Consider the following 24,909-nt stretch of genomic DNA (forward strand, 5'->3'; position numbering starts at 1 on the left):
CTTTTTTATATCTTATTTCTGATCTTTCACTTTTTCGGCAATTCTCAATTTCGCTGAACGCGAACGGTTATTATGCTCTAATTCCTCCACTGAAGGAAGAATCGGTTTGCGTGTAATCAATTTTAATATCGGTTCCATGCCTTCCGGTATGACCGGCAAGTTCGGCGGAAGTTCAGGCAATGACGAATGTTCTTTGAGAATCGTCTTGCATAGCCTATCTTCAAGCGAATGGAATGTGATGACGCTGATGCGGCCTCCAATGGCCAGTAGCTCGATTGCGTCTTGCAGTGATGTTTCCGCTGCACCTAATTCATCATTGACGGCAATGCGGATTGCTTGGAAGACTCGCTTCGCGGGATGTCCGCCTTTGCGTCTGGCAAATGCCGGAATTCCATCTTTAATGCATTCGACCAATTGCCCAGTTGTTTCAATCGGCGCAAGCTCTCTCGCTGCTTCGATCTTTCTAGCAATTTGCTTGGAAAATTTTTCTTCTCCATAACGATAGAAAATACGCACCAAATCTTCGAATGCCCATTCGTTGACAACATCGTAAGCGCTTAACTTCGCCGTCTGGTCCATCCTCATATCCAATGGTGCATCATTATGGTAGCTGAAGCCCCGTTCGGGTGTATCAAGCTGTGGCGATGACACGCCTAAATCATAAAGGATGCCATCCACTTTCATAATGCCACGCATTTCCAGTTCTTCTTTAATGAATTTAAAATTCGCATGGATAAATGTAATCTTGTCTAAATAATCTTTCAACTTTAGTTTGGCATGGTCAATCGCTGTCGCATCTTGGTCGAAACAATACAAATGCCCTTTTTCAGACAATTGCTGCACCAGATACTCGCTATGCCCTGCTCCGCCAAGCGTACAGTCTACGTAAATGCCGTCAGGACGAATGTTCAGTCCATCGACGGTCTCGTGAAGTAAAACCGTGGTGTGGTTGAACAATCATTTCCCTCCGTTCAGTTTTTAAAAATCAAAGTCCGCTAAATTTTCCGCAATATCATTAAAAGAATCTTCAGATGCCGTAAAATACTCTTCCCATGCATCTTTAGACCAAATTTCAAATCTATTCGAGACACCGAGTATGACGCATTCCTTTTCAAGTTTCGCATATGATATTAAGGTCGATGGTATGTTGACGCGCCCTTGTTTATCGAGTTCCACTTCCGAGGCACCCGAGAAAAAGAACCGTGTAAATGCACGTGCGTCTTTTTTAGTGACCGGCAGCTCTTTCAGCTTGTCTTCGATCTTTATCCATTCATCCATTGTGTAGCCAAATAAGCACTGGTCCAGGCCTCGAGTAATTACAAAATTCTCCCCGAGTTGTTCACGAAATTTTGCCGGAACGATTAATCGTCCTTTAGCATCAACACTATGTTGATATTCTCCCATGAACATGCCATCCACCCCACTTATTGTTTTTAATGTACCACAATCCCCCACTTCCCACCACTTGTTTTTTAAATATTTCACGTATGTTACAGAAAAAAATCCCAATTGCACTTCTTGAGACAAAAAAAAGCCTGCCGAGGCAGACTTTACGTGCTTATAAATAGAAGAGTTTATGATTTTTGTCATATTTAAGATCGAATGCAAGCAGCTCTTTAACCAGGTTCAAGCCATAGTCATTCATATATGGGAACGGGCTGAATATTCGCTCCTGATACCCGCCATTCGGATGCAACTCCAGTTCCAGCAAATCAAAGTGGGCGAATTGCGTGCTGTTCTGCAGAATTACTTCATCCTCTAATTTGTTCTTCAGAAATTGCAGCTGTTTCTGGTGGAATTGCAGGTTTTTCTCAACCAGCGGTTCCAATCCCCCACTTATCGCTGAAAACGCACTTTTGATTTCGGCATATTTGGCTTGGAACTGCTGTTCCATTTCTTCGATGAGCCCTTCCGCTTGTTCTTCGCGTATCGACTCCATCAATTGCCGGCGCATTTCTGGAATTTTTTGGCCTTCTGCCACTTCGACAGCTGACAAATTGTATTTCTTTAATAACGCCTCAACTCTTCTTGAAACCAAAGTCATGCTTAGACGCGGCATGACAACCGGCATTTCCATCCCTGCTATTTGAAATACATTTTTTAATGCCGCCCAATAGGCGATTTCGCCTGGCCCACCTACAAAAGCCAGAACTGGAAAGACCATTTCCTGCATCAATGGACGGGTTACTACGTTATTGCTGAGATTTTCAGGCGCAGTTCTTGCGATTTCCAGCAGCTCCTCCAATGTGTATTCAATAGCTGCCCCTTTGGCTGTAAAGCGTTCGCCTTCGCGCTGAAGGAGAATCCGCTCGCCATGCACTGTGACAAATAGATTGGCGGCATTTTTTTCAGCGCCAATAGTTGCCGCATAGCCGGCTTTCTGCAATTGCGCTTCGGCATCCGCAACGGCATGCGCTATCTCTTCAGACTGGCGGATCATCCCCTCGAAATACGGAGTTTCGTATTGGCGAAGAGCCGGATCCGCAGCATCAATATACAGTAAACCTTCTTCGTTGAAAAAATGGTTTAAAAGCAACGCAAAGAAATCCGTGTAGGAATCTGCCTTTTCCAAATGTGAAAATGCCAAAGTTTGCAGCTCTCTGCTATAGGCTGTTTCTGGCAGGCTCCGGAAATATTCTTTCAAGTAGGCTTCGACCGTTGATTTATTCAATTGTGCCGTGGAAGCCGAATTTTTTCCATATTCAGTGTAGGGGACATTTAATTTGTCGAGCCGCCCGTTCACACCGCGGTACAAGTGGCTGACTTCGGCCAAATCATGGTCTTCGCCGGCGATCCAAAAAACAGGTACGACACTCGTTCCCAGGTCCTTGGCTGCCTGTTTAGCTAGCACGATAATGGAGATGGCTTTGTGGACTGTGTATAAAGGACCTGTCAGGAGCCCGGCCTGTTGCCCTGCAACTACGACCGGCGCACCCGCTTCGAAAGCTGCCAAGTTCTTTTCTGCTTTTTCGGAAAGGCCGTGCGGAGCCATATAATTGCGCAGGATTCCAGTAAGTTTGTGCCGGTCCACGGGATGCTCTTTTAGTTTTTGATAGCGCTCTTTGAACTGCGTGGTGTCCGGTTTATAAGAAAAAAATCGCTCGATTTCAGGTTCGCCGTTTATGTAATCGTTCATCAGTTTATTGGCCGGTGCTATATAATGTTCCTCGATATTCATTTAGAAATGTCCCCTTTTCCCTTTACATTCAATTTCAACTATAGCAAACCTTGGCGCCATTGAAAAAAAATAAGCTTACAAGGTTCAACTGCAGTAAATTAGCAGTCCCGCCTTATAAGCTTTATACCGTCAAGAAGTTGTTGAGTGCGAACGCGATTCCTGTTGCCCAGATTACGCAATGGGCAATGCTGAGCAGCAGAAAATAAACGCGCCAGGTTTTGCGGCCCAGTTTCAAGATTTCAATTTCCTTCGACTTTTTCCATTCATTGATAAGCATGGCAATGGCAACGATAATTGCTGCCGCATAAGAGATGAACGCAGCGTCAAAATTCCACAATGCTCCGATGGCCACCGGAATTGAAAAAAACAGCAGAAAAGTGGTCAAGTCAGCAGCCAGGCCGATTGACCGGTAGCCCATCCTCTTTCTAGCAAAAAGTACGATAAGTATAAAGGCAGTGGCAGGGGCAAATATGAAAACCGCCCCGAGCGAATAAAGGATATCCATTGATTAGACCTCGGCTGATTTTAATAAATTATAAAAGACTTTTAATGTCGGCAGTTCAATCGGCGCCCGCATCAATGTGTAACGGATAATCGTGTCGACTTCCATCTTTCGGCCGGCTCGTTTATCGGCAAGCATTGATGACGTGTTGCCAGCAGTTGATGCGCAAAGAGATGTAACTTCTTCAAACGGCAGCAGGGCGTCGATATCGGGAAATGCCCTGTATAATTCCGTATAGAGGTCTTTCATCAGTTCATAGGCGTAAGGGTTCGTCAGCAATTCGCCGTTCTTGATTTCCATTAGCGCTGTCAGCGGATTGATGATGCTATTGAGCAGCACTTTCCGAAACAGCATGCGATCAGCATCTTCATGCCAGCGAGTCAGGACTCTCCTTAAATCGAGCAAGGGCAAAAAATGCCTTTTCTCGCCTTTCAGCAAAGCCAAATTCAAAATCCCTTTACCGGTGTGTTCGATTTCGTTGTCGCTGATCCGGATAACTCCATGCTCGACACTGCCTGCACCTATGTTTAACTGAGGCATGCTTTTCAAGTACTCGAGGTGCAACATGCCGTTTTGCAGGAAGACGATCGGATTTTCCGCACATTCCTTGTTGACGATCGGCAGAATTTCTTGAAGAGCATCGTATTTCACGGCAAGCAGCACAATTGCATGGCGATTGATATTTTCCAGTTTTTCAGACGCTTCAACGACGTAATAGGCGCTGCCCCTTTTGATGCCTTGCTCGTTGATCAAGTCTGCCTGTTCTTTCCGGTGAGTAATCAGCTTGACGCTGGCCCCCGCATCGCGCAGCATGCATGACATCAGCATGCCGACAGAACCTGCTCCAACTACGACATATTCCATTACAACCCCTCCTAGCCAGAATGGTTTCATCTTTTGAAAAGAAGCCTGCCTTTGCAAGGCAGACTTCTGGTTTCATTATATTATACAGGAGTAATGGCATGTTTTCGATATGGCAACGGCAATTCTTTTGATTCATAGAATGATAGGCGCTGCGCCAGGACGTCCCGCAATTGATGGGGAGCCACAATTTCATCAATGATCAATTCAGAAGCCAATTTGTAGATATCGATTTCTTCTTTATACTCGCGATGTTTTTCCTGCACATACTTGATGCGCTCTTTCGGATCTTCGATCGCTTCGATTTTATTGGAATAAACGGCGTTGACTGCCGCTTCCGGCCCCATTACCGCAATTTGCGCAGTCGGCAATGCGATGCAGACATCCGGTTCAAAAGCCGGGCCTGCCATGGCGTATAATCCTGCGCCGTATGCTTTGCGGACGATGACCGAGATTTTCGGCACTGTCGCTGAGCTCATTGCGGCAATGAATTTCGCACCGTGGCGAATGATGCCTGCGCGCTCAACCTTCGTACCGATCATGAAGCCTGGCACGTCTGCTAGGAATAAGAGCGGAATCGAAAATGCGTCGCATAGATTAATGAATTTCGCACCTTTGTCGGCTGAATCGCCGAACAACACGCCGCCTTTGACTTTCGGCTGGTTAGCAAGGATGCCGACCACCTGGCCGTCAATGCGGGCGATTCCCGTAATCAGTTCCGCCGCAAACAATTTCTTGATGTCAAAGAAGCTTCCTTCATCAACTAATTGGTCGATCAACTCGTACATATCGAATGGCGCATTTTGGTTTTCGGGAATAATCGCTTCCAGCGTCCGGCCAGCTTTCGCTGCCTTCGCTTCGATTCTTTCCGGCTTAACTGCAAAGTTTGCAGGAAAGTTCTGCAGATAGCGGCGGGCTTCAGATATTGCTTCTTCTTCAGTCGCCACCAACACATCACCAACTCCGCTCACTGTGCAATGCATACGAGCCCCACCCATTTCTTCAAGCGTCACTTTTTCGCCGATGACTTTTTCAGCCATCCGCGGCGAGCCAAGGTACATTGAAGCATTGCCTTCGACCATGATGACGATGTCGCAAAATGCAGGAATATAAGCTCCCCCAGCTGCAGAAGGTCCGAATAACAAGCAGACCTGCGGCACCATGCCGGACATTCTCACTTGGTTATGGAAAATCCGTCCCGCACCCCTACGGTTTGGAAACATGTCCAATTGGTCTGTAATCCGCGCACCTGCCGAATCGACCAGATAAAGCATCGGAACTTGCATTTTCTCAGCAGTTTCCTGGATGCGGATGATTTTCTCCACTGTCCGGAAGCCCCAAGATCCGGCTTTCACGGTCGAATCATTGGCCATGACACACACGGTCTGGCCATTGACTTTGCCGATTGCCGTAACAACGCCGTCTGCTGGCAAATCGCCCGCTTCGACATTTGCGAAGCGGCCGTCTTCTACGTAGTTTTCGTCGTCGAAAAGCAATTTCAAGCGATCCCGAACGAATAATTTATTGCTTTCTTTCATTTTTTCATGGTATTTGGGATGGCCGCCTGCAAAAATCGTTGCGAGCTTTTGTTCCAAACGCTCATTATACCCCGTTGTTTCCGTTGTTTTAGTCATTTCACTTGCCCCCTTAGCATAAAAAAGCCACGCTTATTCAGCGACTGTAACCAATGTTTCCTCTTCGTTGACGAAGCTGCCTATCTCAACATGGACCTTCTCGACAGTGCCTCCAACTTCAGCTTCCACCGGAATCTCCATTTTCATTGATTCAAGCATAACCAAAGGTTGCCCAGGAGTTACTGTATCCCCTTCTGCTACAAGTACGCTTAAGACTGTTCCTGCCATTGATGCTTTAAGTTCTTTCATAATTTTTGTTCCTCCTTGGTTTTTTCCATCCATTCCGGCAGCACTGAAGTTGCATATGTGCCGGAGGTGAATTGTTCCGAACCGATAAATTCTCGGTATAACGGCAAATTGGTTTTAACACCGACTATTGTAGCATGATTGAAAAAATTCTGTGATTTATTCAAAGCGTCTGCCCGGTCAACGCCCGTGATGATCACTTTTGAAATCATCGGATCGTAAAACGGCGTTACGGTGTTGCCTTGTTCATAACCTGTTTCAATGCGGGCGCCCTCTCCCCATTCGACCGTTTGCAGCAAACCTGGCGACGGAAAGAAGGTTTTCGGGTCTTCCGCATAAATCCGGTATTCAATAGAATGGCCCGTTGAACGGATGCTGTCCTGCGACGGCAATGTTCCGCCAGTCGCCACGTCGAGCTGCCATTCAACCAAGTCGAAGCCTGTCACTTCTTCTGTGACAGGATGTTCCACTTGAAGCCGTGTGTTCATCTCGAGAAAATAGAATTCATTGTTTTTATCGACGATAAATTCAACAGTTCCCGCGTTTGTATAGCTGACTGCCTGGGCTGCTTTGACGGCAGCGTCGCATAAACGCTGGCGCACGTCTTCCGGCAGATCCGGCGAGGGCGACTCTTCTATCACTTTCTGGTTGCGGCGCTGGACCGAACAATTGCGTTCGAATAAATGAACGATGTTGCCATGCTCATCCCCGAAAATTTGCACCTCGATGTGGCGTGAATCGGCAATGAATTTCTCCAGGTAAACGACATCATCGCCAAAATACGCTTTAGCTCGGTTTTTGACAGACGCAAACTGCTGACTGAGCGCTTGCTCACTATCACAGCGCACCATGCCGATGCCGCCTCCACCCGCACTCGCTTTCAACATCAGCGGATAGCCGATTTTACCGGCTTCTTCAATAGCATCTTCAATTGAAGCGACTCCATTGACCGTTCCAGGCACTACAGGGACGCCTGCTTTGGCCATGGTTTGGCGGGATTCGAGCTTATCGCCCATTTTTTCTATGATATCCGCGGATGGCCCGATAAAAATCAGGCCGGCTTCTGCCACTTTACGGGCAAAGTCCGCGTTTTCCGAGAGGAGCCCATAGCCGGGATGAATCGCTTCGGCGTTATGCGCTTTTGCAGCTTCAATGATTTTGTCACTTTGCAGGTATGACTGCACGACCGGATTTGGTCCGATCAATACAGCTTCAGTCGCTTCGCTAACGTAAGGCAGATCCCCATCTGCCTCGGAATGGATAGCGACCGTTTCGATGCCAAGGCGGCTGCACGTGCGGATAATGCGGCGCGCAATTTCGCCTCGGTTCGCGATCAGGATTTTTTTCATATTAGAAATACCCCCAATGTTTTTCTCCCTTCTATAGCATATACGAATTTTGTAAGCGATTTCAACTATTGGGACAAAATTTTCTAAATAGAAAAAAGACTCCCAACAATCGGGAGCCTTATTTTTTGGATTTTGACAGGAAATTATCTACTGCTTCGTGGTGGGCGTCTTCTGCCCAAAGCTTGGCGCAGCGACTGACTTCGGCTTCTACGCGTTCTTTCAGGTTAGTTGATTGCCATTTTCTGATGGCAATTTCCTTATACGCTTGGTGGACTTCTGGCAGAATTTTTTTCATCGACTGGATAAAGTCCGCCACATCCCCATCTTCTCTAATGATCTTTGTCGCCCAGCCATTCTCCAGCAACTCATTAGCTGAATAAGGTTTGGCGTCGCACAGCATCTTTAAGGCATGGTCATGGCGCAGCATGTCCAATAAGTAGGTACCGCCACCCCAACCGCTTGTAATGGCTAACGTGCCTTGTATAAAGCCGCATTTGGCGTGTTCCCTAACGAGCCTGTAATCGCACGCCGTGGCAATCTCGCATCCACCGCCGACTGCTGCGCCATTGACGAGTGCAATCACCGGCACAGGCAATGTCTTAATGCCATAAAGAACATCGCTCATGCGCTTTAGCATCGGATATGCCTGTTCTTCTGTCTTTAATTCGTGAAACACCGACAAATCGCCCCCGGAACAGAATGCTTGTGTACCGGACGCTGTGATGATGACGAAACGCGGCTTCAATGTATGTACTTTTGATATTAAGGTTTCAAGGCCTTCCATGACATCTGCGTTGATCGCGTTGCGGATATCCGGCCGGTCAATTGTAAAAGTCAGGATTCCTTCTGCCAATTCAATTTTGTATGACATCTTGCCACCCCTTATTTTTGGATAGAGAAAAAGGCTATCGAGAGCCATGGCCTCTCAATAGCCTTTTAGCAGCAAATACTGGTTTATTTGCTTGCTACAACTTCTTTCCCTTTGTATGATCCACATGCTTTGCAGACGTGGTGAGCCAATTTCGATTCGCCACAGCTTGGGCAGATTACCATGCCCGGCACTGACAATTTGAAATGTGTACGGCGTTTTCTTTTAACGGTTTTGGACGTTCTTCTAGCTGGTACAGCCATTGGTGACACCTCCTTACAATGATTCTATTCATCTGACTGATCAAAATACTTTGCTAAATCAGCAAGTCTTGGATCCGGTTTTGGTGGTGCTACAGCTTTCTCGGCTTCCACTTGTTCATCTGTTGTGTACGACCAATCCTTGCCGCCTTTAATAACGGCTTCGTCGGCGTCTTCCTTAAAAACTTGTATCGGAATCTCAAGCAGGACCAGTTCTTCGAGTATCGGCTGAAGATCAATTGTTTCAGCATCTACAAAATGAACATTATCATCCTTGTTTCCCCGGTCTTTTTCGGACCAGGAGAAAATTTCAACCGATTCAATGTCGATAGGGAATTCAACATCTTCCCAAGTTCGTGCACAAGGCAATATTAACATACCTTCGAGATGGAGCTTGCACGTTGTTTGTTGTGAACCAACTGTACACTTTCCTGTGACCCGCACAGCTGAAATTTCGCGAATATCGCTATTGCGTTTTTTCACTGCATCAAGCCGAACAGTTTCGTCAATTGGCATTCCGTCTTTGCGATGCTTCTGAAGCTGTTGAATCGCGATTTTCATAAAGTATCACCTCTAAGACAACAAAGTTTATTGTATAATGTACAGAAAAGGATGTCAAGATAAAATCTTGTCAGGGTATTCCTGAAATCAGTAAACTGTATTGTAAGTTTACCAAAGGGGAGAATTAAATGAAAGCTACAGGCATTGTTGTTGAATATAATCCGTTTCACAACGGCCATCTGTACCACGCGCAACAAGCACGGCAGAGGGCTGGCGCAGATGTGGTCATTGCCGTTATGAGCGGACAATTTCTTCAGCGCGGCGAGCCGGCGTTCGCTGATAAATGGGCGAGGACGGAAATGGCGCTTGCCTCAGGCATCGATATCGTCTTCGAATTGCCATATGTCTACGCAACCGCACAAGCGTCCGACTTTGCAAAAGGCGCAATTGCCCTGCTGGAAGCTGCTGGCTGTGAATCTTTTTGTTTCGGCAGCGAAGAAGGCGGCATCGAGCCTTTTTTGAACACCTGGGAGCTGCTGGACAGCCAGCGCGAAACTTATGAACGGTCTATCCATGAAGCAGTCCAGACCGGCATCAGCTATCCGAAGGCATTGAACGAAGCTTATCACAGCCTCACCGGCTCACGCAGCGGATTTGCTGATTTGGCGAAACCGAATAATATTTTGGGCTTTCATTATATTGAGGCTGCGCAGAAAAGCGGCTCCTCCATAAAGCCTTTGACCATCCAGCGGATTGCCGCCGGCTACCATGATCCGATTCATACAGATTCGACGATCGCGAGCGCCACTGGCATCCGGCGCGCTTTTTTCGAAGAAGGCTCCTTGGCAGGAATTGAAAACTACCTACCCGCCCCTTCCCTTGAGGCATTAAAAGCCTTTCGCCAAGACTACGGCGCTTTTGGCAGCTGGACACAATTTTATCCGCTGCTGCGCTATAGCATTTTAAAAGAACGCCCTCAAAACATAAAACGTTTTTCTGAAGTTGCGGAAGGAATTGAATACCTGATTTTCGAATCGGCGAAAAAGGAGCCGACGTTCGAAGGATTTATTAATCGCATTAAATCAAAGCGCTATACCCGCACCCGGATTCAACGCATGCTCACGCACATCTATACAGGGTTCACGTGGGACCAGCTCCGGTCATTCGAAGGCCCATCCTATTTGCGGCTCTTGGGGATGTCGGAAACAGGCCGCCATTACCTGAATGGACAAAAAAAGAATATCGGCCTCCCACTCATCAGCCGTGCCGCCGATTTGGCGGACCCGATGGGGGAAATCGATATTCATGCCAGTTCCATGTATTTTCTTGGGCTTGGCGCAGACAACTTGAAGCGTGAATACACGACGCCGCCGATTTATTTCGGCTGAAGCTGTTCTAGGTAGTCCATAGCATCTTCAATTGTTTTTACGGGCACCACTTCCATATCGGTGCCTATTTTTTCTGCCGTTTTTTTTGCCAGCTCATAATTGGATTCCGACGCACCTTCAGTAACATCGTCTGGGGCAAAGAAAATTTCGATATCCTGGTTGTCGGCGGCAATCACTTTCTGATCGATGCCTCCGATGCGCCCCACTGTTCCGTCGCTTTCCATCGTGCCTGTGCCTGCAATATCATAACCTTTGGTAATATCTTCATCGAGCAGCCGGTTCAAAATCTCTAATGTGAACATCAAGCCAGCAGAAGGGCCGCCAATTTTTTCCGAGTCAATCGTCACTTCCGGATCTGTGGTGATTTCCTTGTTCTCAACAAATGCAATCCCAATCCCGATCCGCTCAGGCTCGGTCGGTAGCGGGGCCAGTTCCACAGCGTCCGTGATTTCACGGTCTTCCCTTTCGTACACAAGCTCTACTCGCTGGCCTTCTTCCTGGCCGCCCAAGTATTCGATTAACTCTTCCTGTGTAGAGAATTTATTGCCATCCACTGAAATAACACGATCACCGGCTTCAAGAATTCCATCAGCGGCACCGCCCTCCAGCACGGTCATCACGTAGACGCCGTTATTTTTCACTTCATATGGCTTCTCTGCAATGTCGAATGCAACTTGCAGCGCATTGACTTGGGAATCTGCCATCATTTTCAGTTGGCGTATATTGTATTCCTCATCGCTTTCGTGCGGACTTCTGACTTGATCCGCTGGCATGATTTTATGGCCATCTTGGAATTTGGCGAAGGCATATAAAATAGGAGTGGCCTTCTGCAGCGAGATGGTCATCAAGCTGAGGGTCCCTTCGTCGTCTTCGTCACCCCCAGCCACTTCGACCAATGGCCCTAATTCATACGCGCCGCCAGGTTGTGAAATATAGGAGTCCAGCGGATATGACGACAGCAGAACCGCCAATGCCACAACAACGGCGAAAAATGCCAATTTCTTCTTTTCCATATCGATTCTTCCCCCTTGCAGGCTGAATGACAAAAAGCCACGTTTGCCGTGGCTTATTGGTACTTCTGTTTCAAGGCTTCTTCAACTGCCGGCGGTACAAGGCCGGTGATTTTGCCGCCGTATTTGGCTACTTCTTTGACAATGCTTGAGCTGAGGAATGAATATTGGTTGCCTGAAATCATGAATAAGGTTTCAATGTTTTCATTCAAAAACCTGTTCATCGAAGTAATCTGCATTTCATATTCGAAATCTGACACAGCTCGCAGCCCTCTGACAATGGCATTGGCTTCAACTTCAATCGCGTAATCGATGAGCAAACCGCCAAACGAATCCACTTTGACGTTCGGAATGGCGTCTGTCACTTCACTGATCAATGCGATGCGCTCTTCGACCGAGAACAATGGGTTTTTTGAAGAATTATTCATGACCACCACTCTGACTTCATCAAAAATAGCGGCAGCCCGCTTGACGATATCCAAATGGCCCATCGTAATCGGATCAAAACTTCCTGGCACAACTGCAATTTTACTCAAACTTTTCTCCCTCTTCCCCTTGAAAACGGTAAATTGAAATAATGGTATTGCCGTACAGCTCTTTTTTAAAGCGTTCGAAAAATCGGGTGCGGTCATCCAATTCCACATCCCGGTCATGTTCGCAGACCACAATGGCGTCTTCGGTGACTAGGCCAAGCTCTGCGGCTTTATCCATCAAACCGTAAGCCTTTTCCATGTGGTAAGGCGGGTCAAGGAACAACAGCCGGGCTTGGAGCCCGTTTTTCTGCATCGCTTTCAACGCCCGCTCCGCATCTGCCTTGAAGACGTCCGCACGCTCGGCAAGCCTTGTCTTCTCAAGATTCGCGTGGATGGTTTCGATGGCTTTCCGGTCTTTATCGGTAAACGTCACGCGGTCAATGCCGCGGCTCAACGCTTCGATGCCCAGCCCTCCGCTCCCTGCAAAAAGATCCAGAGCGATGCCGCCGTCAAAAAACGGGCCGATCATATTGAAAATGGATTCTTTCACTTTGTCTGTCGTGGGCCTAGTTGTAGTGCCCGGAACCGCTTTCAGCGGAATCCCTTTTACTGATCCTGCTACAACACGCATTTTATCGCCTCTTATTTACTGATTTTCTTATGAAAAGAATGTGCTTAATGGTAAAATGGGTTTTGGAAAGGACGTGGCTTTATGATACAGCGCTTTATCGAATTAGGAGAAGGTTACGGAGATATCTTCGAACTCCGTGAACTTATCACAACAAATTCACACCGTTTCAAACACGGTTTTATATTTGTTTCAGAACAACAAAACGGCAAATCCACATTATCTGTGGCAGCTGCATTTGAACCGACTTCAGAAGGCGGTTTCATGCCAATCTACATTTGCCGGGAAGGCATTCCAGAAAATTCAAAACGCCTTGAAATTTTTGAAGAGGCCGTTAAAACACTGGGCCATAACCCGATTAAGATGGACGTGAAACATTCTTCGGCTTACGGTGAAAAGCGGTTTTATTTTAGCCATTTGATCGCCATTCTGCGATTAAACCATTATATACCGCCGATGCAATAATTACAGGCCGATCTTGTAATCGTATTCCTTAGCCTTGTCTGGCTTAGCGTTTTCGTATTCGGTTTTCAGGAACGGGCGCTGCGATTCAAGCACTAGCTTGACGTAGGGCAATTTTGATAATTTGGTTTTAGTGCTTTCAATAACATCCTGATCCATATACAGCACAACATATTTCAATTTGCGGGAAATAAAATGGACATGCCCGAATTTCCGCAATGATTTTGCTTGCTTTAAATGATGCACATAAACGATGAGGCCTTGGCGATCATGCATAATCATCCCTCTTTTCTTAACTTCTACAATACCATAGGTAAGAAAAAAGCCGCAACTGAGGAAATCCTCGCAGATGGCATGCCCACTGTGCCCGTGCTCATTTAAAAATGACATTCACATACCGGATTCGCTATAATAGCTTTAGTAAAATTTTCAAGGGGGTCTCTTATCCGCATGGGCAAAAAGACAAAAATAGGAATTGCCGCTGTCGCAGTCGGAGCTGCCGCATGGGCTGGCTCTAAGGCAATAGCAACTCCCCAGGTGCGCCCTGGCAAAAAAGTACTTACATCTACAACACCGGCCGTGCTGGCACACCGTGGGGGCAGCGCAATCGCCCCGGAAAACTCGATGGCCGCATTCACCAAATCTGCCGAATTTGGAGTCGATGGATTTGAAATCGACATCCGCCTGACGAAAGACGAAGAAATCATCGTTTTCCATGACGAATTCCTCGACCGCACGACAGACGGAGCCGGCCGCGTCGCCGATTTGACTTTGCCTGAACTGCGCCAGCTAGACCTGGGCTACCGTTTTGCAGATGATAAAGAAAACACCCCTTACCGTGGCAAAGGCGCAACGATTGTTACTTTAAAGGAATTGATCGAAAAATTTCCGGACATGTGGATCAACATCGATATGAAAGATTCTCCAGAGACATATGAAGGAAGTTTGATTCCTTCCAAGCTTTGGCGTTTGATCGATTCGCTCGGCGCACATGACCGTGTGGTTGTCACAAGCTTTTTCGACGAGCAAATTGACCGCTTCAATTTATACGCGCAAAACAGCGTCGCTATCGGTGCTGGTGAAAATGAAGTCCGGAAAGCTTATGCTGCCTTTAATAGCCAGTTTGGCCATTTATACCAGCCAAAAGCGGACGTTTTCCAAATTCCGGTCAAATCTTCGATGTTCCGATTGGATCTGCCGCGTTTCATCGCTTTTCTGTCGAATCTGAACGTTCCCGTGCATTATTGGATAATCGACGATCCGGAAGCCATTAAAACACTTGTCGCAGCCGGCGCGAAAGGCATCATTACAGACCGGCCGGACATTGCAGTGCAAACTATCAAAGACGCTGAAAACAACCAAATCCAATAAAAAAATGTGCAGCGTCTCCGCTGCACATTTTTTCGTAGCTAAGGCTCTAAGCTGAACACGAACAGCCGCCACCTGTTCCACACCCGCTGCCGCAAGACGAATCGGATGAGAAGAATGGGTTGCTTGAAGGGATTTTTACGGCTTCTGAAACCGAGCGGCCGATGATGAAGCTCACTTGGTCCATCAAATCCTGTAAATCGTTTTCCGCAAATCGCAGCGCAGCGACTTGTTCATTCAAGTCAATGCGCCGTTTGTCGACGCGGATTTGTTTCATCACCCTACTGTATTCGGGGTGGTATTTGCCGAAGCGTTGAACTTCTTCATATTGGTCTTTCAACCTTGCAAAAGCTTGGATTTCATCTGCAAGATTTTTATCATTATACACATCACGGTAGGCTTGGCGATACGTTTCCGCCTGCTCCGATTGTAAAATCAGTTCGCTCAACTCTTCCGCAGAGTCAGTAATTTGAACCCATTCATAAGTCATGAACATATTGAATTCCTCCTCTACATTTCAATAATAGCAGAAATCCCACAACATTCATACATAGCGAAAGGACTGGCCCATGGAAAATCTTACAAATCAACTCCAGCGTATTTTAGATAGCAGCACACCGGAAGACTTAAACATCCAGTCCGACTTTTTGGAGAACTTCGAGAAAAAACAGCATGGTGAATTCAACACTTATTTAAGCGCCAGTTTAAACATGAAACGCGAAACGTCCGTAGATGGCAGTGTCGTTTCCATTCCGAACACTGCTTTTATCCATAATAATATCGCCATACCACATGGCGGCATTTTTGCGGTTCTTCTGGACACCGCCATGGGTACACTTGCCAACAGCAAATGTGTTGAAGGGATGGCCGCTGTGACAACAAATTTAACAATTCATTATTTGGCTGTGGCGTCGGAAGGCGAGATCAAAGCCGAAGCACGCATGATCCGCCAAGGCCGCCATACGATGGTAGTTGAAGGCAATATATACGAATCCAGCGGCAAGCACATTGCGATCGCAACCGGTTCTTTTTTCCTTGTCCCCGTAGAGAGCTGACTTGCCGTTATTCCGCTTCTGCGGTTTCTTCTGCAGGTTTTAGCATGATCTGGGTATAGTATTTGCCAAACGCACCTACACCGATTTCATCAAAGCGGTCCGATAACAGGGCATTGCGGTGGTCCGGCGAATTAATCCAGCCATGCACTGCTTCAGCTGCGTCAAAATATTGGAACGCTGTATTCTCAGCAGCTTCCTCAAAACCGATTCCGGCATTCTCCAGCCGAACGTTCAAACTTTCCAGTTCGACTTCCTGGCCGGAAGAGAAATTTTTCTTAGCAGTATTCTCGCTATGTGTTTGAGCAAGTTTATTGGCAGCAATATTTTCATCCAGCGGTGCTAATTCGTGGTGGATTCTGTAGACATTGGTCATGTCGATAATCTGTTTAGCGTTCGCAGCATCAATTGATTGCTGTTGGGTTGAGGAAGGCTTGATGACCGGCAGCAAGTCACCCGTGAACATCATGTCATAAGGCTGATGCCTGATAAGCGTTTCTGCATCCATAAACCTCACAGCTTCAAGGATGCGGTCTTCTTCATCGATATAAAGCTGGGCATAGATTTTTTCGAAACGGATAAGCAAGCGCCTGTCCAAATCTTCAGGTCCCAAATTGAATGTAAAAATGCTATCGTCATATTTTACCGATATTTCGTTTTCCACTATTGTAAAGCGGTACAAATCATCAAGCGTCTGGCCAATGGTATACGGCTCTACTTGTGCTGCTGTCCCCGCCGCATAAACTTGTACAATCTCCCCTTCTTTGACGCCGACCATCAAATAGCTGGAATACGACTGGTTATACACCCACCACTCGTAGCCGAATGCAGACGGCTCCATGCGTGAAGGTTCGCCATAATCGTTGAGCCATTCCTCTGCAGACTGGCCGATATACGTCGACAGCCCCTCGGATGGCCGTTCCAGCTCCAATGGATTTTCCACTAAGTCATCGGCAGGAAGCGGGTCTTGTGTAACCGGTGCTTTCAGCAAGTCATTTTCTTCAATGGACGAATCGAAATAAAAGAAGACAATCAGAATAACCGACAGAAAAATCATGATGCGCAATAAGTCCTTCAATCGATCATCTCCTAAATTACTATTTTATATTAAGTTCAACTGGTCATTTTTAATAGTCGATATTCCGCAAAACAGCTACGAAGGTATTGACCCAAGGATTAGGGAAATACCTTTGCGACGAAGCACGAAGTGCTGCAACGCTCTTTAATGTCCCGAAGCTAGCGCAGCGTCGCAGGGACAGGGACATGAGCACATGTTTTTTGCCGTGGGCTAGCGCCAAGCCTCCTCAGTCGCTGCGCTCTTTGCAGGGTCTCGGCTGTCTCGTCGCTATGCTGCCCCGAAGGCAAGACATTGGCCGAAGCTAGTGAGGTTATGTCTTTGCGACGAAGCAGCGCAGCGATGCAGGAGCAGTAAGGTTTTCTCCGCTGTTTTGCTCCACATCGAGAGATATCTTAGCGGAGGCGCGTCCAAGGGCTAGGCAAGGAGCTAGCGCAGCGATGCAGAAGCAGAAGGTCTTTAGCAATGAGACGGGTGTTCTTCCCGGCTCATTACGAGAGCCAAGGAGGTGCCATTTACTTTCGGCAACTCTTTTGCGACGAGCTTGCGCAGGAGCAATCGTCTTTGCTCTACCCAAAGCGTCCAGAGCGGCGTTCAATAAGTTACTTCTTTAGTTAACCTTATATAGATAATTATAACAGCCGTCTGTATTCTGACACAATCTAGCCATTGCAACAAGCATTATTTTCATCTATTATTAAAGAAGCGTATAGTCAGTTATGATATTGAGGAGGAGATCCTATGTATTTTGAAAATACAGGACTTGAGGACATTCGAGTAGACTTTGCTCTACTAGACGACATTATGAGAAAACATGGTATGACTAAAGAAGGACAATGGGATTACGAGCGAGTAACTTTCGACCGTAAATTCATGATTCGTGAAGGCACTTTCTACCTTCGGGTATTCGCTTATGCCGTTGAAGGCGACATCGATTCAAATGATGCAATCATGCACGTCATGAAGCCGGTAATTGGCAAGCATTATTATCCGCACGGTGTTGAATATGGAGAAGGCGAGCACTTCCCTGAACATTTGATCAAATCTAGCACTGAAGTGTTAAAAGCGATCAGAACAGATCTTGAAAGCTTTATCATCAAAGCATAATGTGAAACCGCAGTTCTTCATGAACTGCGGTTTTTATTTATCTGATGTCCACTAGAAGGTTTTTAAATGCAACTTGCCTCCCTTTGCCTGGCAAAGAAATAAAGGTTAATTTTTTCAGAAATGACTTACTTGGAAATCGCCATTATTGCTATAATAATATAAGAACTTTTTAGGAGGATTGCTGTGTCTAAGTGGCTCAATAAACGCATATTTACAACTGTGATTGTTATTGCGGTGCTTGTCGTGATTTCCGTATACATATTGCCCATCTCAATTCCGCTCATTATCGCATTGCTGACAGCTATTTTTCTCGAACCGCTCGTCACTTTCGTGCAAAACCGGTTGAAATGGCAACGAAAAACATCCGTTATTACCGTCTTCATTTTTTTTGTACTGGCAGTTTCCGGTATCTTATACTGGACCGTCACACAATTGATTGGTAGGATTATCCAGTTCACTAAAATGGTACCTGAATACGCCAATTCTTTAACTGAGATGTGGAACGAAGTCCAAAGTTTCTTCCTGCGTTCTACAGAAGATATGCCGGTCGAAGTGGTTTCCTCCATTGAAACGGAATTAGCGAGCTTTTTGGAAGGAATCCGTGATTGGTTTCTGACAATCGTAAACTATGACACGGTTACCAATCTCTTAACAGGGATTCCCACATTTCTCGTTAGTTTCATCGTTTTCTTGATTGCGCTATTCCTCTTCATGCTGGAATTGCTGAACTTGAAAGAATTGCTGTTTAAGCGATTAAAGGAAAGCACTGCCGAAAAAGTCCGGTTCATGGCTGCTCGACTGAACCATGTAATCTTCGGGTTCTTAAAAGCACAGTTTTTGGTGAGCGTTCTCATCTTCATCGTCACGCTCATTGGGCTGCTGATCATCATTCCTGAGTACGCCCTGCCGATGTCGTTGTTCATCTGGCTCATTGATTTCATACCGATTTTGGGTTCGATCATTGTTTTAGCGCCTTGGTTCATTTATCAATTCATCATTGGAAATGTAGTCCTTGGAACGAAATTAGCTATCCTGGCCCTCATACTGCTAGTGATTCGGAGAACTGTCGAACCGAAAGTGATGGGCACGCAAATTGGCCTGTCCCCTCTTGCGACATTGATCGCCATGTACATCGGCCTGCAGCTTTTCGGATTCCTCGGTTTCTTCATCGGCCCACTGATCGTCATCCTGTTCACATCCGCTCGTGAATCAGGAATGATCAAAGTCGATTTCAAAATTTAATCTGTTTAATATAAAAAGCGCTGTCCCAAAAGCCTTGAAATCGGCTTTCCGGGACAGCGCTTTTTTGCAATGATGCATGTACTAGAAATATCCTATTGGGTAATAAATAAAACAGCTTGAGAGGAATCAACGATTTCTCACTAGCTGTTTGTTTTCATCCGCCTAGTATTGCTTTGAATACTGAAGTCGTGTGGCCGCCTTCGTAGATTACATAAAGCAGCATGTAAACCGCCACTCCTGTAATCGCCGTGGAAAACCAGATAACGCTTGTAATCGGACCAATTTTACGGTGCTTGTCCAAACGGTTCTTCAAACCAAGCCAAATTGTATAAAGGCCCATTACCCCGCCAGTTGTTGCCAATGTAATATGGAAAATCAAAAATACAGTGTAGAAAATCTTAAGTTCGTCTGGGCCGCCGAAAGCGGTGTTTCCAACGAATAACGTGCGTGACACATAAATGATGAAGAATGTCAGCGCAGACGCTCCTGCAGCCAGCATAAACTTTTTATGCGCTTTGATTCGGCGTTTACTGATAAGGTACCAGCCGATTGCCACAAGCACTGCGCTTAAAACGATGAAAAACGTACTAATAGTTGGTAATAACGGCAAATTCATTCAATTGATCCCCTTTTGCTTCATTAAGCATTATGTCTGTGCATCGCCATATCTTTCCGGTCCTGCAACACTTGTGCGGTAATTTCATCCACATTATCGTTTTCATTTCGGAGCCACTCGTAGAACACCAGCCATAGGAAGACCGTAAAAACGAGCTCCTGCAAAACCTTCATGATGATGCCGCCTGTACGCTGATCTTCTAAAGCAGACATGGGCGAAAACAATTCCGGCCCTGACAAGTTCAATTGCGACAAAGTCCCTGAAGGCACACATAACGCCATCGCTTGCAGCCAAGCTTCTCCGTCTGTATACGTAGCATAGAATGGGTTGCCGCTGAAAATGATCAATGCACAAGCCGGTGTCATTAGGACGCTGAGTCCAAACAGATAAGCCAATTTTTTCAAGCCGTGGAAACGGTACGTTCCTTCGAGATTGTTGACCACTGGCCACCAATAAAATATAGCAGAAACAAATAAAATAAGATTTGCAAGGGCATGAAGCAAAGTATCCGATTTCACAAAATCGAAAACCAATGGAATGTGGTAGAACGAAAATACCATCCCAAACAAAATCAATGCCAACATCGGTTTCGAAAAGAACTCGAAAATCGGTTTAACAATAGGCAGATTGACGAACGGGCGCCATATCCACGTCGGTATACCCATAATCAATAATGGCGGTATCAGCAACAGCAACAGCGCCATCTGCACCATATGCATGGAGAAAACGATGTGCCCTAGCAGGTCGATCGGTGAACCTTTGATGGCGTACATCAGCAACATGCCGGAAACAAAAAGAATCGCTTCTCTTGGCTTTAAAGATTCGCTGTCTTTAAACTTGCCTCTCCATTTTATCGTAACTAAAAAATAGAATATCGTAATTAATACGAGAATTCCTAAGTAAACCGGACTCCATAAAGCCTGAAATCCAAATATACTGATCGGCATCCCTGTAGACCTCCCTTTTACCTCAAGTACCCCCATTATATAGCCCCAGCCTTGGTATATCAATGAACGAACTATGACAATTGAGAAAAGAAAGGCTGCTGATAGTTTCCAGACAGCAAGAAAAACCCCCTCATCAATGAAGATGAAGGGGTTTAGTCTTACCACCAGACAATCGTTACAAAAGTAAGGACCGTGATGAAAGCTACAAATATGCCGCTGAACATAAAGAAGGCAACTGTTCCATGCCCTTTATTGCTCAAATGCATGAAATGATAAAGCTGCAAGACTACTTGGATTGCGGCCAACAATAGAATCGTTGGCACAATCAGGTAAGGCGAGAAGCCCGCGGAAACTGTCGTAAAGGCGATCAATGTCAAGAAAATCATGATCGCGAATGACGTCAATTGGCTGCGCATTTCTTTTGAACGCTGGCGTCTGATGTATTCGTACTCAGTACGTGATCTTGTAGGTGTATGAACGTCGTGTGCCATATTAACCGATCACTCCCATCAAATAGACTACAGTAAAGATAAATACCCATACTACGTCAATAAAATGCCAGTATAATGCGGCTAAATAAAATTTTGGTGCATTGTACGTGTTCAAGCCGCGCTTAGAGTTGCGGAGCATCAATGCGATGAACCAGCTTAAACCGAACAAAACGTGGGCTCCGTGCGTTCCGACCAACGTATAGAACGCTGAACTAAAAGCACTATTCGTATAACCGAAGCCTAAATGGACATAGTGGTTGAACTCATAAATTTCAAGTCCAAGGAATACTAGCCCCAATAGGACTGTAATACCCAACCAAGCCTGCATCGCTTTGAAGTTATAGTTTTTCATGTGATACATTGCATAAACACTTGTCAACGATGAAGTTAAAAGAATCATTGTCATTGCGAAAACCAATGGAAGTTCGAACAAGCCGGATGCGGTGAACTCCATGCCGCTTGGCCCTTTATCTTTAAGCGCCAGGTAAGTAGCGAATAAAGATGCGAACGTTACTGTCTCTGCAGCAAGCAGAAGCCAGAAGCCTACGAATTTATTTTTACCTTCGAGTGTTGCCGTTTCCGGATGATCCGGCCATGTTTGAGGGCTATATCTTTTATTTAGATCCATCTTTATTGCCCCCTTTAGCATCTCTCAGTAATTCTTCTTTTGTGATGTGGAAACCAAGATCATCTTTAAGTGAACGCAGTAGCATTGAACCGAAAGTGATCAATAAACCGATTACTAGGACTGGAAGAGCCCAAGCTTTGTCGTCCATATGGTACATAGCTCCAAAACAAGCTACGAACATACCGAAAGCAATGACGACTGGAATAATTGAACCGTTCGGCATATGGATGTCGCCAAGTGGCTCGGCGTATACCATTCCTTCTTTATTGCCTTCCATTTTCTCGATCCAATATGGGTCAAGACCACGCACCAAAGGAGTTTGGGCGAAGTTATAGAATGGCGGCGGAGATGGAATAGCCCATTCCAACGTTCGGCCGTCGCCCCATGGGTCATTGCCGACGCGCTCGTTTTTAATAGTAGTCAAGATAACGTTGATAACTAGAACAATTACACCGATTGCCATAAACAAAGCACCGAACGAACTGATCATGTTATAAGCATCCCAGCCCTGGTTAGCTCCGAACGTGTAAACACGGCGTGGCATACCCATAAGCCCTAGGAAATGTTGGATGAAGAATGTTAAATGGAACCCAATCAAGAAGAACCAGAATGTCACTTTTCCTAATTTTTCGTTCAGCATCGTTCCGAACATTTTCGGCCAGTATAAATGTGTACCTGCTAGAATCGCAAGAACAACACCACCGACGATAACGTAATGGAAGTGGGCTACGATAAAGTAAGAATCGTGCAATTGGTAATCAAGCGGCGCCATAGCTTGCATGACACCCGTTACTCCACCTGCAACGAACGAAGGAATGAAGGCTATTGCGTATAGCATCGGCGTCGTAAAGCTGATGCTCCCTCCCCAAATCGTAAGAAGCCAGTTGAAGATTTTAACGCCTGTTGGGACCGCAATGATCATTGTCGCTAAAGCGAAAACAGCATTTGCTGTCGGCCCAAGTCCAACTGTGAACATGTGGTGAGCCCATACCATGAAGCCGTAGAAACCAATAAGAATCGTCGCGAACACCAATGCCGTGTAACCGAACAGGCGTTTGCGCGAGAAGATCGCAAAGATTTCAGAGAAGATACCGAAAGCCGGCAAGATCAAGATGTATACTTCAGGGTGACCAAAAATCCAGAATAAGTGTTCCCAGATGATCGTGTTTCCTCCCATTGTTACATCAAAGAAGTTTGCGCCGAATAGGCGATCGAATACCATGAAGAATAGGCCGATTGTCAACGGCGGGAATGCCAGCAAAATCAAAGCGGAAGCGACAAAAGTCGTCCAAGTGAATAGCGGCATTCTCATGTAAGTCATACCCGGAGCGCGCATATTGATGATTGTTACAAGGAAGTTAATCCCTGAAATCAGCGTACCAAATCCGGAAATCGTCAAACCAAGTGTGTAAAAATCAATTCCGTGCCCATTAGAAGCCATAGCCAGTGATGCATAGTTTGTCCAACCAGCATCAGGCGCTCCACCTAGGAACCATGAAAGGTTTAGGAAAATCCCCCCGAAGAAGAATAGCCAAAACCCGAGTGAATTCAAGAACGGAAATGCTACGTCACGTGCACCGATTTGCAAAGGCATAACGGCGTTCATGAAGGCGAGCAATAATGGCATCGAGGCCAAGAAAATCATGGTCGTACCATGCATCGTAATAATTTCGTTATATAGTCCGGCGCTTAAGAAATCGTTTCCGGCTTTCATCAACTGGATTCGGATCAACATCGCTTCGATACCACCGATTACGAAGAATAATCCCCCGGAGATAAAATACAGAATTGCGATTTTCTTATGGTCTACTGTTGTCATGTAGTCCCAAACGGTAGCACCGAAGCCCTTTTTCTGAGCAATAGAACTCACAATGTATACCTCCCTTTTTTTAAAGATCCGACACTTTTACTCTTCAACTGATAAGCTCATCAAGTAAGCAGCAAGTGAATCAAGCTCTTGCTCTGTGAATGGCTCGCCATTGTTCAAAGTTTCCGGTTGCGGCATCAAGTTGCCTGGCTTATATTTTTGTGGATCAGCAATCCAGTTTTTAACTTCTTCTTCATTATGTTCTAAAATTCCAGCTACGCGGTTGCGGTCGCCGAATGTTGCTACGTTCGGACCCTGAGCTCCGCCTTTGCCAACTCCAGAAACTGCGTGGCATCCAATACAACCCGCGCCATCAGCACCGAAAAGTTGTTCGCCTTCTTGAGCAAGCGTCTCTTCCGCTGGTGTCGCTTCCTCTTGCATTGCGGCTACCCATTGATCGAAATCTTCCGGGCTGAGAGATTTAACTTTAAAGTCCATCAATGCGTGTGAAGGGCCGCAAAGCTCAGCACATTTACCGTAGAAAACTCCATCTTCAAGTTCTGAAGATTCTTTGTCGAACGTTAAGTAGAAAGTATTGACGTTTTCAGGGTTAGCGTCCAATTTCCCTCCGATAGAAGGAATCCAAAAAGAGTGTTTAACATCTGCAGCTAGCAAATTGAAGTAAACTCTTTCGCCTGTTGGAACGACTAATTCCTGTGAAGTGACGATGCCTTGTTCTGGGTATTCAAACTCCCACCAGTACAATTTAGCGTTTACATTTACAGTCAGGTTGGTCATGCTTCCATCTTCAGCCGCTACGTCCATTGTTGACGTATCCGCAAGGTCGAATGTGGAGTATACCGTTGGAACAGCGATGATTAAAATCAGCACGATAGGAATAGCTGTCCATAAAAATTCAAGTTTCGCGCTTCCTTCAACTTGCTCAGGAATCACATCTTCGCCAATTTTAGAGCGGCGGAATTTTACGATTGCCAAAACATAGATGATAGTAACAACAAGAATGACAAACGCCATAACGGCTGATGAAAGGATCAACATGTTGAATTGATCGCTTGCTACTTCGCCGGCAGGCAATAATGTGGAGATTTCTTCACGCCCGCATCCTGACAGAAAGACGAGCAAAGCTGTCAACAAAGCGAAAAGACGCCAATTTTTGAGCCCTTTTTTCATAGCTTTTCATACCCCTCTCTCAATT

Annotated in this window: 29 protein-coding genes; 6 read left to right on the plus strand and 23 right to left on the minus strand. The window is 46.0% G+C overall.

What is annotated here, in order from left to right:
• Nucleotides 1-12 precede the first annotated feature (12 nt).
• The 11 genes from rsmH to AC4EHJ_RS05355 all read right to left on the minus strand — a co-directional run bounded on the left by rsmH (nucleotide 13) and on the right by AC4EHJ_RS05355 (nucleotide 9,459).
• The gene (gene rsmH / locus AC4EHJ_RS05305) at nucleotides 13-957 is read right to left on the minus strand and encodes a 16S rRNA (cytosine(1402)-N(4))-methyltransferase RsmH (protein WP_490974532.1); all 945 of its coding nucleotides are present in this window, start codon (nucleotides 955-957) and stop codon (nucleotides 13-15) included.
• Between the two features lie 21 nt (nucleotides 958-978).
• Nucleotides 979-1,410, minus strand: coding sequence for a division/cell wall cluster transcriptional repressor MraZ (gene mraZ, locus AC4EHJ_RS05310; RefSeq protein ID WP_135500281.1), 432 nt, complete (start codon nucleotides 1,408-1,410; stop codon nucleotides 979-981).
• Between the two features lie 148 nt (nucleotides 1,411-1,558).
• Nucleotides 1,559-3,178 (minus strand): bacillithiol biosynthesis cysteine-adding enzyme BshC, encoded by a 1,620-nt coding sequence (bshC, locus tag AC4EHJ_RS05315; protein ID WP_490974533.1) that lies wholly within the window; start codon nucleotides 3,176-3,178, stop codon nucleotides 1,559-1,561.
• A 121-nt stretch (nucleotides 3,179-3,299) separates the two neighbouring features.
• Entirely contained in the window at nucleotides 3,300-3,683 is a 384-nt protein-coding gene (locus AC4EHJ_RS05320) for a DUF3397 family protein (protein ID WP_490974534.1), read from the minus strand.
• Between the two features lie 3 nt (nucleotides 3,684-3,686).
• Nucleotides 3,687-4,544, minus strand: a complete 858-nt coding sequence (locus AC4EHJ_RS05325; protein WP_490974535.1) for a ketopantoate reductase family protein — start codon at nucleotides 4,542-4,544, stop codon at nucleotides 3,687-3,689.
• Nucleotides 4,545-4,624: 80 nt separating this feature from the next.
• Nucleotides 4,625-6,175, minus strand: coding sequence for an acyl-CoA carboxylase subunit beta (locus AC4EHJ_RS05330; RefSeq protein ID WP_490974536.1), 1,551 nt, complete (start codon nucleotides 6,173-6,175; stop codon nucleotides 4,625-4,627).
• 33 nt (nucleotides 6,176-6,208) lie between these two features.
• Complete coding sequence (locus AC4EHJ_RS05335) at nucleotides 6,209-6,424, minus strand: acyl-CoA carboxylase biotin carboxyl carrier protein subunit (protein ID WP_490974537.1); 216 nt, start codon at nucleotides 6,422-6,424, stop codon at nucleotides 6,209-6,211.
• Complete coding sequence (locus tag AC4EHJ_RS05340; RefSeq protein ID WP_490974538.1) at nucleotides 6,421-7,770, minus strand: acetyl-CoA carboxylase biotin carboxylase subunit; 1,350 nt, start codon at nucleotides 7,768-7,770, stop codon at nucleotides 6,421-6,423. The genes AC4EHJ_RS05335 and AC4EHJ_RS05340 overlap by 4 nt, the downstream gene beginning before the upstream one ends.
• 118 nt (nucleotides 7,771-7,888) lie before the next feature.
• On the minus strand, nucleotides 7,889-8,641 hold the full coding sequence (locus tag AC4EHJ_RS05345; RefSeq protein ID WP_490974539.1) for an enoyl-CoA hydratase/isomerase family protein: 753 nt from the start codon (nucleotides 8,639-8,641) through the stop codon (nucleotides 7,889-7,891).
• 83 nt (nucleotides 8,642-8,724) lie between these two features.
• Nucleotides 8,725-8,901, minus strand: coding sequence for a 50S ribosomal protein L32 (gene rpmF, locus AC4EHJ_RS05350; RefSeq protein WP_490974540.1), 177 nt, complete (start codon nucleotides 8,899-8,901; stop codon nucleotides 8,725-8,727).
• 24 nt (nucleotides 8,902-8,925) lie between these two features.
• Entirely contained in the window at nucleotides 8,926-9,459 is a 534-nt protein-coding gene (locus tag AC4EHJ_RS05355) for a YceD family protein (RefSeq protein WP_490974541.1), read from the minus strand.
• A gap of 128 nt (nucleotides 9,460-9,587) precedes the next feature.
• Here AC4EHJ_RS05355 and AC4EHJ_RS05360 point away from each other — a divergent pair, with 128 nt between their 5' ends.
• On the plus strand, nucleotides 9,588-10,787 hold the full coding sequence (locus AC4EHJ_RS05360) for a nucleotidyltransferase (protein WP_490974542.1): 1,200 nt from the start codon (nucleotides 9,588-9,590) through the stop codon (nucleotides 10,785-10,787).
• On the opposite strand, the gene AC4EHJ_RS05365 is transcribed toward AC4EHJ_RS05360, so the two are convergent.
• Genes AC4EHJ_RS05365 through rsmD form a run of 3 tightly spaced genes read right to left on the minus strand, consistent with a single transcriptional unit; the run spans nucleotide 10,775 to nucleotide 12,901 of the window.
• A complete protein-coding gene (locus tag AC4EHJ_RS05365) occupies nucleotides 10,775-11,800 on the minus strand; it encodes a SepM family pheromone-processing serine protease (RefSeq protein WP_490974543.1) in 1,026 nt (341 codons plus the stop codon). The genes AC4EHJ_RS05360 and AC4EHJ_RS05365 overlap by 13 nt on opposite strands.
• Before the next feature lie 53 nt (nucleotides 11,801-11,853).
• Nucleotides 11,854-12,333: a pantetheine-phosphate adenylyltransferase gene (gene coaD, locus AC4EHJ_RS05370; RefSeq protein ID WP_490974544.1), complete on the minus strand. Its 480-nt coding sequence runs from the start codon at nucleotides 12,331-12,333 to the stop codon at nucleotides 11,854-11,856.
• Nucleotides 12,326-12,901 carry a 16S rRNA (guanine(966)-N(2))-methyltransferase RsmD gene (gene rsmD / locus AC4EHJ_RS05375; RefSeq protein ID WP_490974545.1) on the minus strand — a complete coding sequence of 192 codons (576 nt, stop codon included), beginning with the start codon at nucleotides 12,899-12,901 and terminating at the stop codon, nucleotides 12,326-12,328. The genes coaD and rsmD overlap by 8 nt, the downstream gene beginning before the upstream one ends.
• An 81-nt stretch (nucleotides 12,902-12,982) precedes the next feature.
• Here rsmD and AC4EHJ_RS05380 point away from each other — a divergent pair, with 81 nt between their 5' ends.
• Nucleotides 12,983-13,363, plus strand: coding sequence for a DUF7147 family protein (locus tag AC4EHJ_RS05380; RefSeq protein ID WP_490974546.1), 381 nt, complete (start codon nucleotides 12,983-12,985; stop codon nucleotides 13,361-13,363).
• Here AC4EHJ_RS05380 and AC4EHJ_RS05385 read toward each other — a convergent pair whose 3' ends face one another.
• The gene (locus AC4EHJ_RS05385; protein ID WP_135500235.1) at nucleotides 13,364-13,636 is read right to left on the minus strand and encodes a YlbG family protein; all 273 of its coding nucleotides are present in this window, start codon (nucleotides 13,634-13,636) and stop codon (nucleotides 13,364-13,366) included. It abuts the gene before it with no gap.
• Nucleotides 13,637-13,810: 174 nt separating this feature from the next.
• Between AC4EHJ_RS05385 and AC4EHJ_RS05390 the strand changes: the two genes are divergently transcribed.
• Complete coding sequence (locus AC4EHJ_RS05390) at nucleotides 13,811-14,731, plus strand: glycerophosphodiester phosphodiesterase family protein (protein WP_490974547.1); 921 nt, start codon at nucleotides 13,811-13,813, stop codon at nucleotides 14,729-14,731.
• 46 nt (nucleotides 14,732-14,777) lie between these two features.
• On the opposite strand, the gene AC4EHJ_RS05395 is transcribed toward AC4EHJ_RS05390, so the two are convergent.
• Complete coding sequence (locus AC4EHJ_RS05395; protein WP_135500237.1) at nucleotides 14,778-15,224, minus strand: YlbF/YmcA family competence regulator; 447 nt, start codon at nucleotides 15,222-15,224, stop codon at nucleotides 14,778-14,780.
• Nucleotides 15,225-15,297: 73 nt separating this feature from the next.
• Here AC4EHJ_RS05395 and AC4EHJ_RS05400 point away from each other — a divergent pair, with 73 nt between their 5' ends.
• Nucleotides 15,298-15,783 carry a PaaI family thioesterase gene (locus AC4EHJ_RS05400; RefSeq protein ID WP_490974548.1) on the plus strand — a complete coding sequence of 162 codons (486 nt, stop codon included), beginning with the start codon at nucleotides 15,298-15,300 and terminating at the stop codon, nucleotides 15,781-15,783.
• 7 nt (nucleotides 15,784-15,790) lie between these two features.
• Here the strand turns inward: AC4EHJ_RS05400 and AC4EHJ_RS05405 are convergent, their stop codons facing one another.
• On the minus strand, nucleotides 15,791-16,858 hold the full coding sequence (locus AC4EHJ_RS05405) for a CAP domain-containing protein (RefSeq protein WP_490974549.1): 1,068 nt from the start codon (nucleotides 16,856-16,858) through the stop codon (nucleotides 15,791-15,793).
• Between the two features lie 738 nt (nucleotides 16,859-17,596).
• Between AC4EHJ_RS05405 and AC4EHJ_RS05410 the strand changes: the two genes are divergently transcribed.
• Nucleotides 17,597-17,962, plus strand: a complete 366-nt coding sequence (locus AC4EHJ_RS05410; protein WP_490974550.1) for a YugN family protein — start codon at nucleotides 17,597-17,599, stop codon at nucleotides 17,960-17,962.
• A 183-nt stretch (nucleotides 17,963-18,145) separates the two neighbouring features.
• Nucleotides 18,146-19,204, plus strand: coding sequence for a sporulation integral membrane protein YtvI (gene ytvI / locus AC4EHJ_RS05415; RefSeq protein ID WP_490974551.1), 1,059 nt, complete (start codon nucleotides 18,146-18,148; stop codon nucleotides 19,202-19,204).
• Nucleotides 19,205-19,358: 154 nt separating this feature from the next.
• Here the strand turns inward: ytvI and AC4EHJ_RS05420 are convergent, their stop codons facing one another.
• The 6 genes from AC4EHJ_RS05420 to coxB form a co-directional block, all read right to left on the minus strand.
• Nucleotides 19,359-19,820 (minus strand): DUF420 domain-containing protein, encoded by a 462-nt coding sequence (locus AC4EHJ_RS05420; protein WP_490974552.1) that lies wholly within the window; start codon nucleotides 19,818-19,820, stop codon nucleotides 19,359-19,361.
• A gap of 23 nt (nucleotides 19,821-19,843) precedes the next feature.
• Nucleotides 19,844-20,767 (minus strand): cytochrome c oxidase assembly factor CtaG, encoded by a 924-nt coding sequence (gene ctaG, locus AC4EHJ_RS05425; RefSeq protein WP_490974553.1) that lies wholly within the window; start codon nucleotides 20,765-20,767, stop codon nucleotides 19,844-19,846.
• Nucleotides 20,768-20,925: 158 nt separating this feature from the next.
• Nucleotides 20,926-21,258 (minus strand): cytochrome c oxidase subunit IVB, encoded by a 333-nt coding sequence (ctaF, locus tag AC4EHJ_RS05430; RefSeq protein ID WP_490974554.1) that lies wholly within the window; start codon nucleotides 21,256-21,258, stop codon nucleotides 20,926-20,928.
• A gap of 1 nt (nucleotide 21,259) precedes the next feature.
• Complete coding sequence (locus tag AC4EHJ_RS05435; RefSeq protein WP_490974555.1) at nucleotides 21,260-21,886, minus strand: cytochrome c oxidase subunit 3; 627 nt, start codon at nucleotides 21,884-21,886, stop codon at nucleotides 21,260-21,262.
• A complete protein-coding gene (locus AC4EHJ_RS05440) occupies nucleotides 21,873-23,756 on the minus strand; it encodes a cytochrome c oxidase subunit I (RefSeq protein WP_490974556.1) in 1,884 nt (627 codons plus the stop codon). Before AC4EHJ_RS05440 ends, AC4EHJ_RS05435 begins: the two co-directional genes overlap by 14 nt.
• A 36-nt stretch (nucleotides 23,757-23,792) precedes the next feature.
• The gene (gene coxB / locus AC4EHJ_RS05445) at nucleotides 23,793-24,884 is read right to left on the minus strand and encodes a cytochrome c oxidase subunit II (protein WP_490974557.1); all 1,092 of its coding nucleotides are present in this window, start codon (nucleotides 24,882-24,884) and stop codon (nucleotides 23,793-23,795) included.
• Nucleotides 24,885-24,909 lie beyond the last annotated feature (25 nt).

Source organism: Planococcus sp. TJ-301 (assembly GCF_058268475.1).

What these genes read in the sequence shown, in the direction of transcription:
- mraZ (WP_135500281.1), bottom strand. Translation starts at nt 1,410, where the DNA reads ATGTTCATGGGAGAATATCAACATAGTGTTGATGCTAAAGGACGATTA.
- bshC (WP_490974533.1), bottom strand. Translation starts at nt 3,178, where the DNA reads ATGAATATCGAGGAACATTATATAGCACCGGCCAATAAACTGATGAAC.
- AC4EHJ_RS05320 (WP_490974534.1), bottom strand. Translation starts at nt 3,683, where the DNA reads ATGGATATCCTTTATTCGCTCGGGGCGGTTTTCATATTTGCCCCTGCC.
- AC4EHJ_RS05325 (WP_490974535.1), bottom strand. Translation starts at nt 4,544, where the DNA reads ATGGAATATGTCGTAGTTGGAGCAGGTTCTGTCGGCATGCTGATGTCA.
- AC4EHJ_RS05330 (WP_490974536.1), bottom strand. Translation starts at nt 6,175, where the DNA reads ATGACTAAAACAACGGAAACAACGGGGTATAATGAGCGTTTGGAACAA.
- AC4EHJ_RS05335 (WP_490974537.1), bottom strand. Translation starts at nt 6,424, where the DNA reads ATGAAAGAACTTAAAGCATCAATGGCAGGAACAGTCTTAAGCGTACTT.
- AC4EHJ_RS05340 (WP_490974538.1), bottom strand. Translation starts at nt 7,770, where the DNA reads ATGAAAAAAATCCTGATCGCGAACCGAGGCGAAATTGCGCGCCGCATT.
- AC4EHJ_RS05345 (WP_490974539.1), bottom strand. Translation starts at nt 8,641, where the DNA reads ATGTCATACAAAATTGAATTGGCAGAAGGAATCCTGACTTTTACAATT.
- rpmF (WP_490974540.1), bottom strand. Translation starts at nt 8,901, where the DNA reads ATGGCTGTACCAGCTAGAAGAACGTCCAAAACCGTTAAAAGAAAACGC.
- AC4EHJ_RS05355 (WP_490974541.1), bottom strand. Translation starts at nt 9,459, where the DNA reads ATGAAAATCGCGATTCAACAGCTTCAGAAGCATCGCAAAGACGGAATG.
- AC4EHJ_RS05360 (WP_490974542.1), top strand. Translation starts at nt 9,588, where the DNA reads ATGAAAGCTACAGGCATTGTTGTTGAATATAATCCGTTTCACAACGGC.
- AC4EHJ_RS05365 (WP_490974543.1), bottom strand. Translation starts at nt 11,800, where the DNA reads ATGGAAAAGAAGAAATTGGCATTTTTCGCCGTTGTTGTGGCATTGGCG.
- rsmD (WP_490974545.1), bottom strand. Translation starts at nt 12,901, where the DNA reads ATGCGTGTTGTAGCAGGATCAGTAAAAGGGATTCCGCTGAAAGCGGTT.
- AC4EHJ_RS05380 (WP_490974546.1), top strand. Translation starts at nt 12,983, where the DNA reads ATGATACAGCGCTTTATCGAATTAGGAGAAGGTTACGGAGATATCTTC.
- AC4EHJ_RS05385 (WP_135500235.1), bottom strand. Translation starts at nt 13,636, where the DNA reads ATGCATGATCGCCAAGGCCTCATCGTTTATGTGCATCATTTAAAGCAA.
- AC4EHJ_RS05390 (WP_490974547.1), top strand. Translation starts at nt 13,811, where the DNA reads ATGGGCAAAAAGACAAAAATAGGAATTGCCGCTGTCGCAGTCGGAGCT.
- AC4EHJ_RS05395 (WP_135500237.1), bottom strand. Translation starts at nt 15,224, where the DNA reads ATGTTCATGACTTATGAATGGGTTCAAATTACTGACTCTGCGGAAGAG.
- AC4EHJ_RS05400 (WP_490974548.1), top strand. Translation starts at nt 15,298, where the DNA reads ATGGAAAATCTTACAAATCAACTCCAGCGTATTTTAGATAGCAGCACA.
- AC4EHJ_RS05410 (WP_490974550.1), top strand. Translation starts at nt 17,597, where the DNA reads ATGTATTTTGAAAATACAGGACTTGAGGACATTCGAGTAGACTTTGCT.
- AC4EHJ_RS05420 (WP_490974552.1), bottom strand. Translation starts at nt 19,820, where the DNA reads ATGAATTTGCCGTTATTACCAACTATTAGTACGTTTTTCATCGTTTTA.
- ctaG (WP_490974553.1), bottom strand. Translation starts at nt 20,767, where the DNA reads ATGCCGATCAGTATATTTGGATTTCAGGCTTTATGGAGTCCGGTTTAC.
- ctaF (WP_490974554.1), bottom strand. Translation starts at nt 21,258, where the DNA reads ATGGCACACGACGTTCATACACCTACAAGATCACGTACTGAGTACGAA.
- AC4EHJ_RS05435 (WP_490974555.1), bottom strand. Translation starts at nt 21,886, where the DNA reads ATGGATCTAAATAAAAGATATAGCCCTCAAACATGGCCGGATCATCCG.
- coxB (WP_490974557.1), bottom strand. Translation starts at nt 24,884, where the DNA reads ATGAAAAAAGGGCTCAAAAATTGGCGTCTTTTCGCTTTGTTGACAGCT.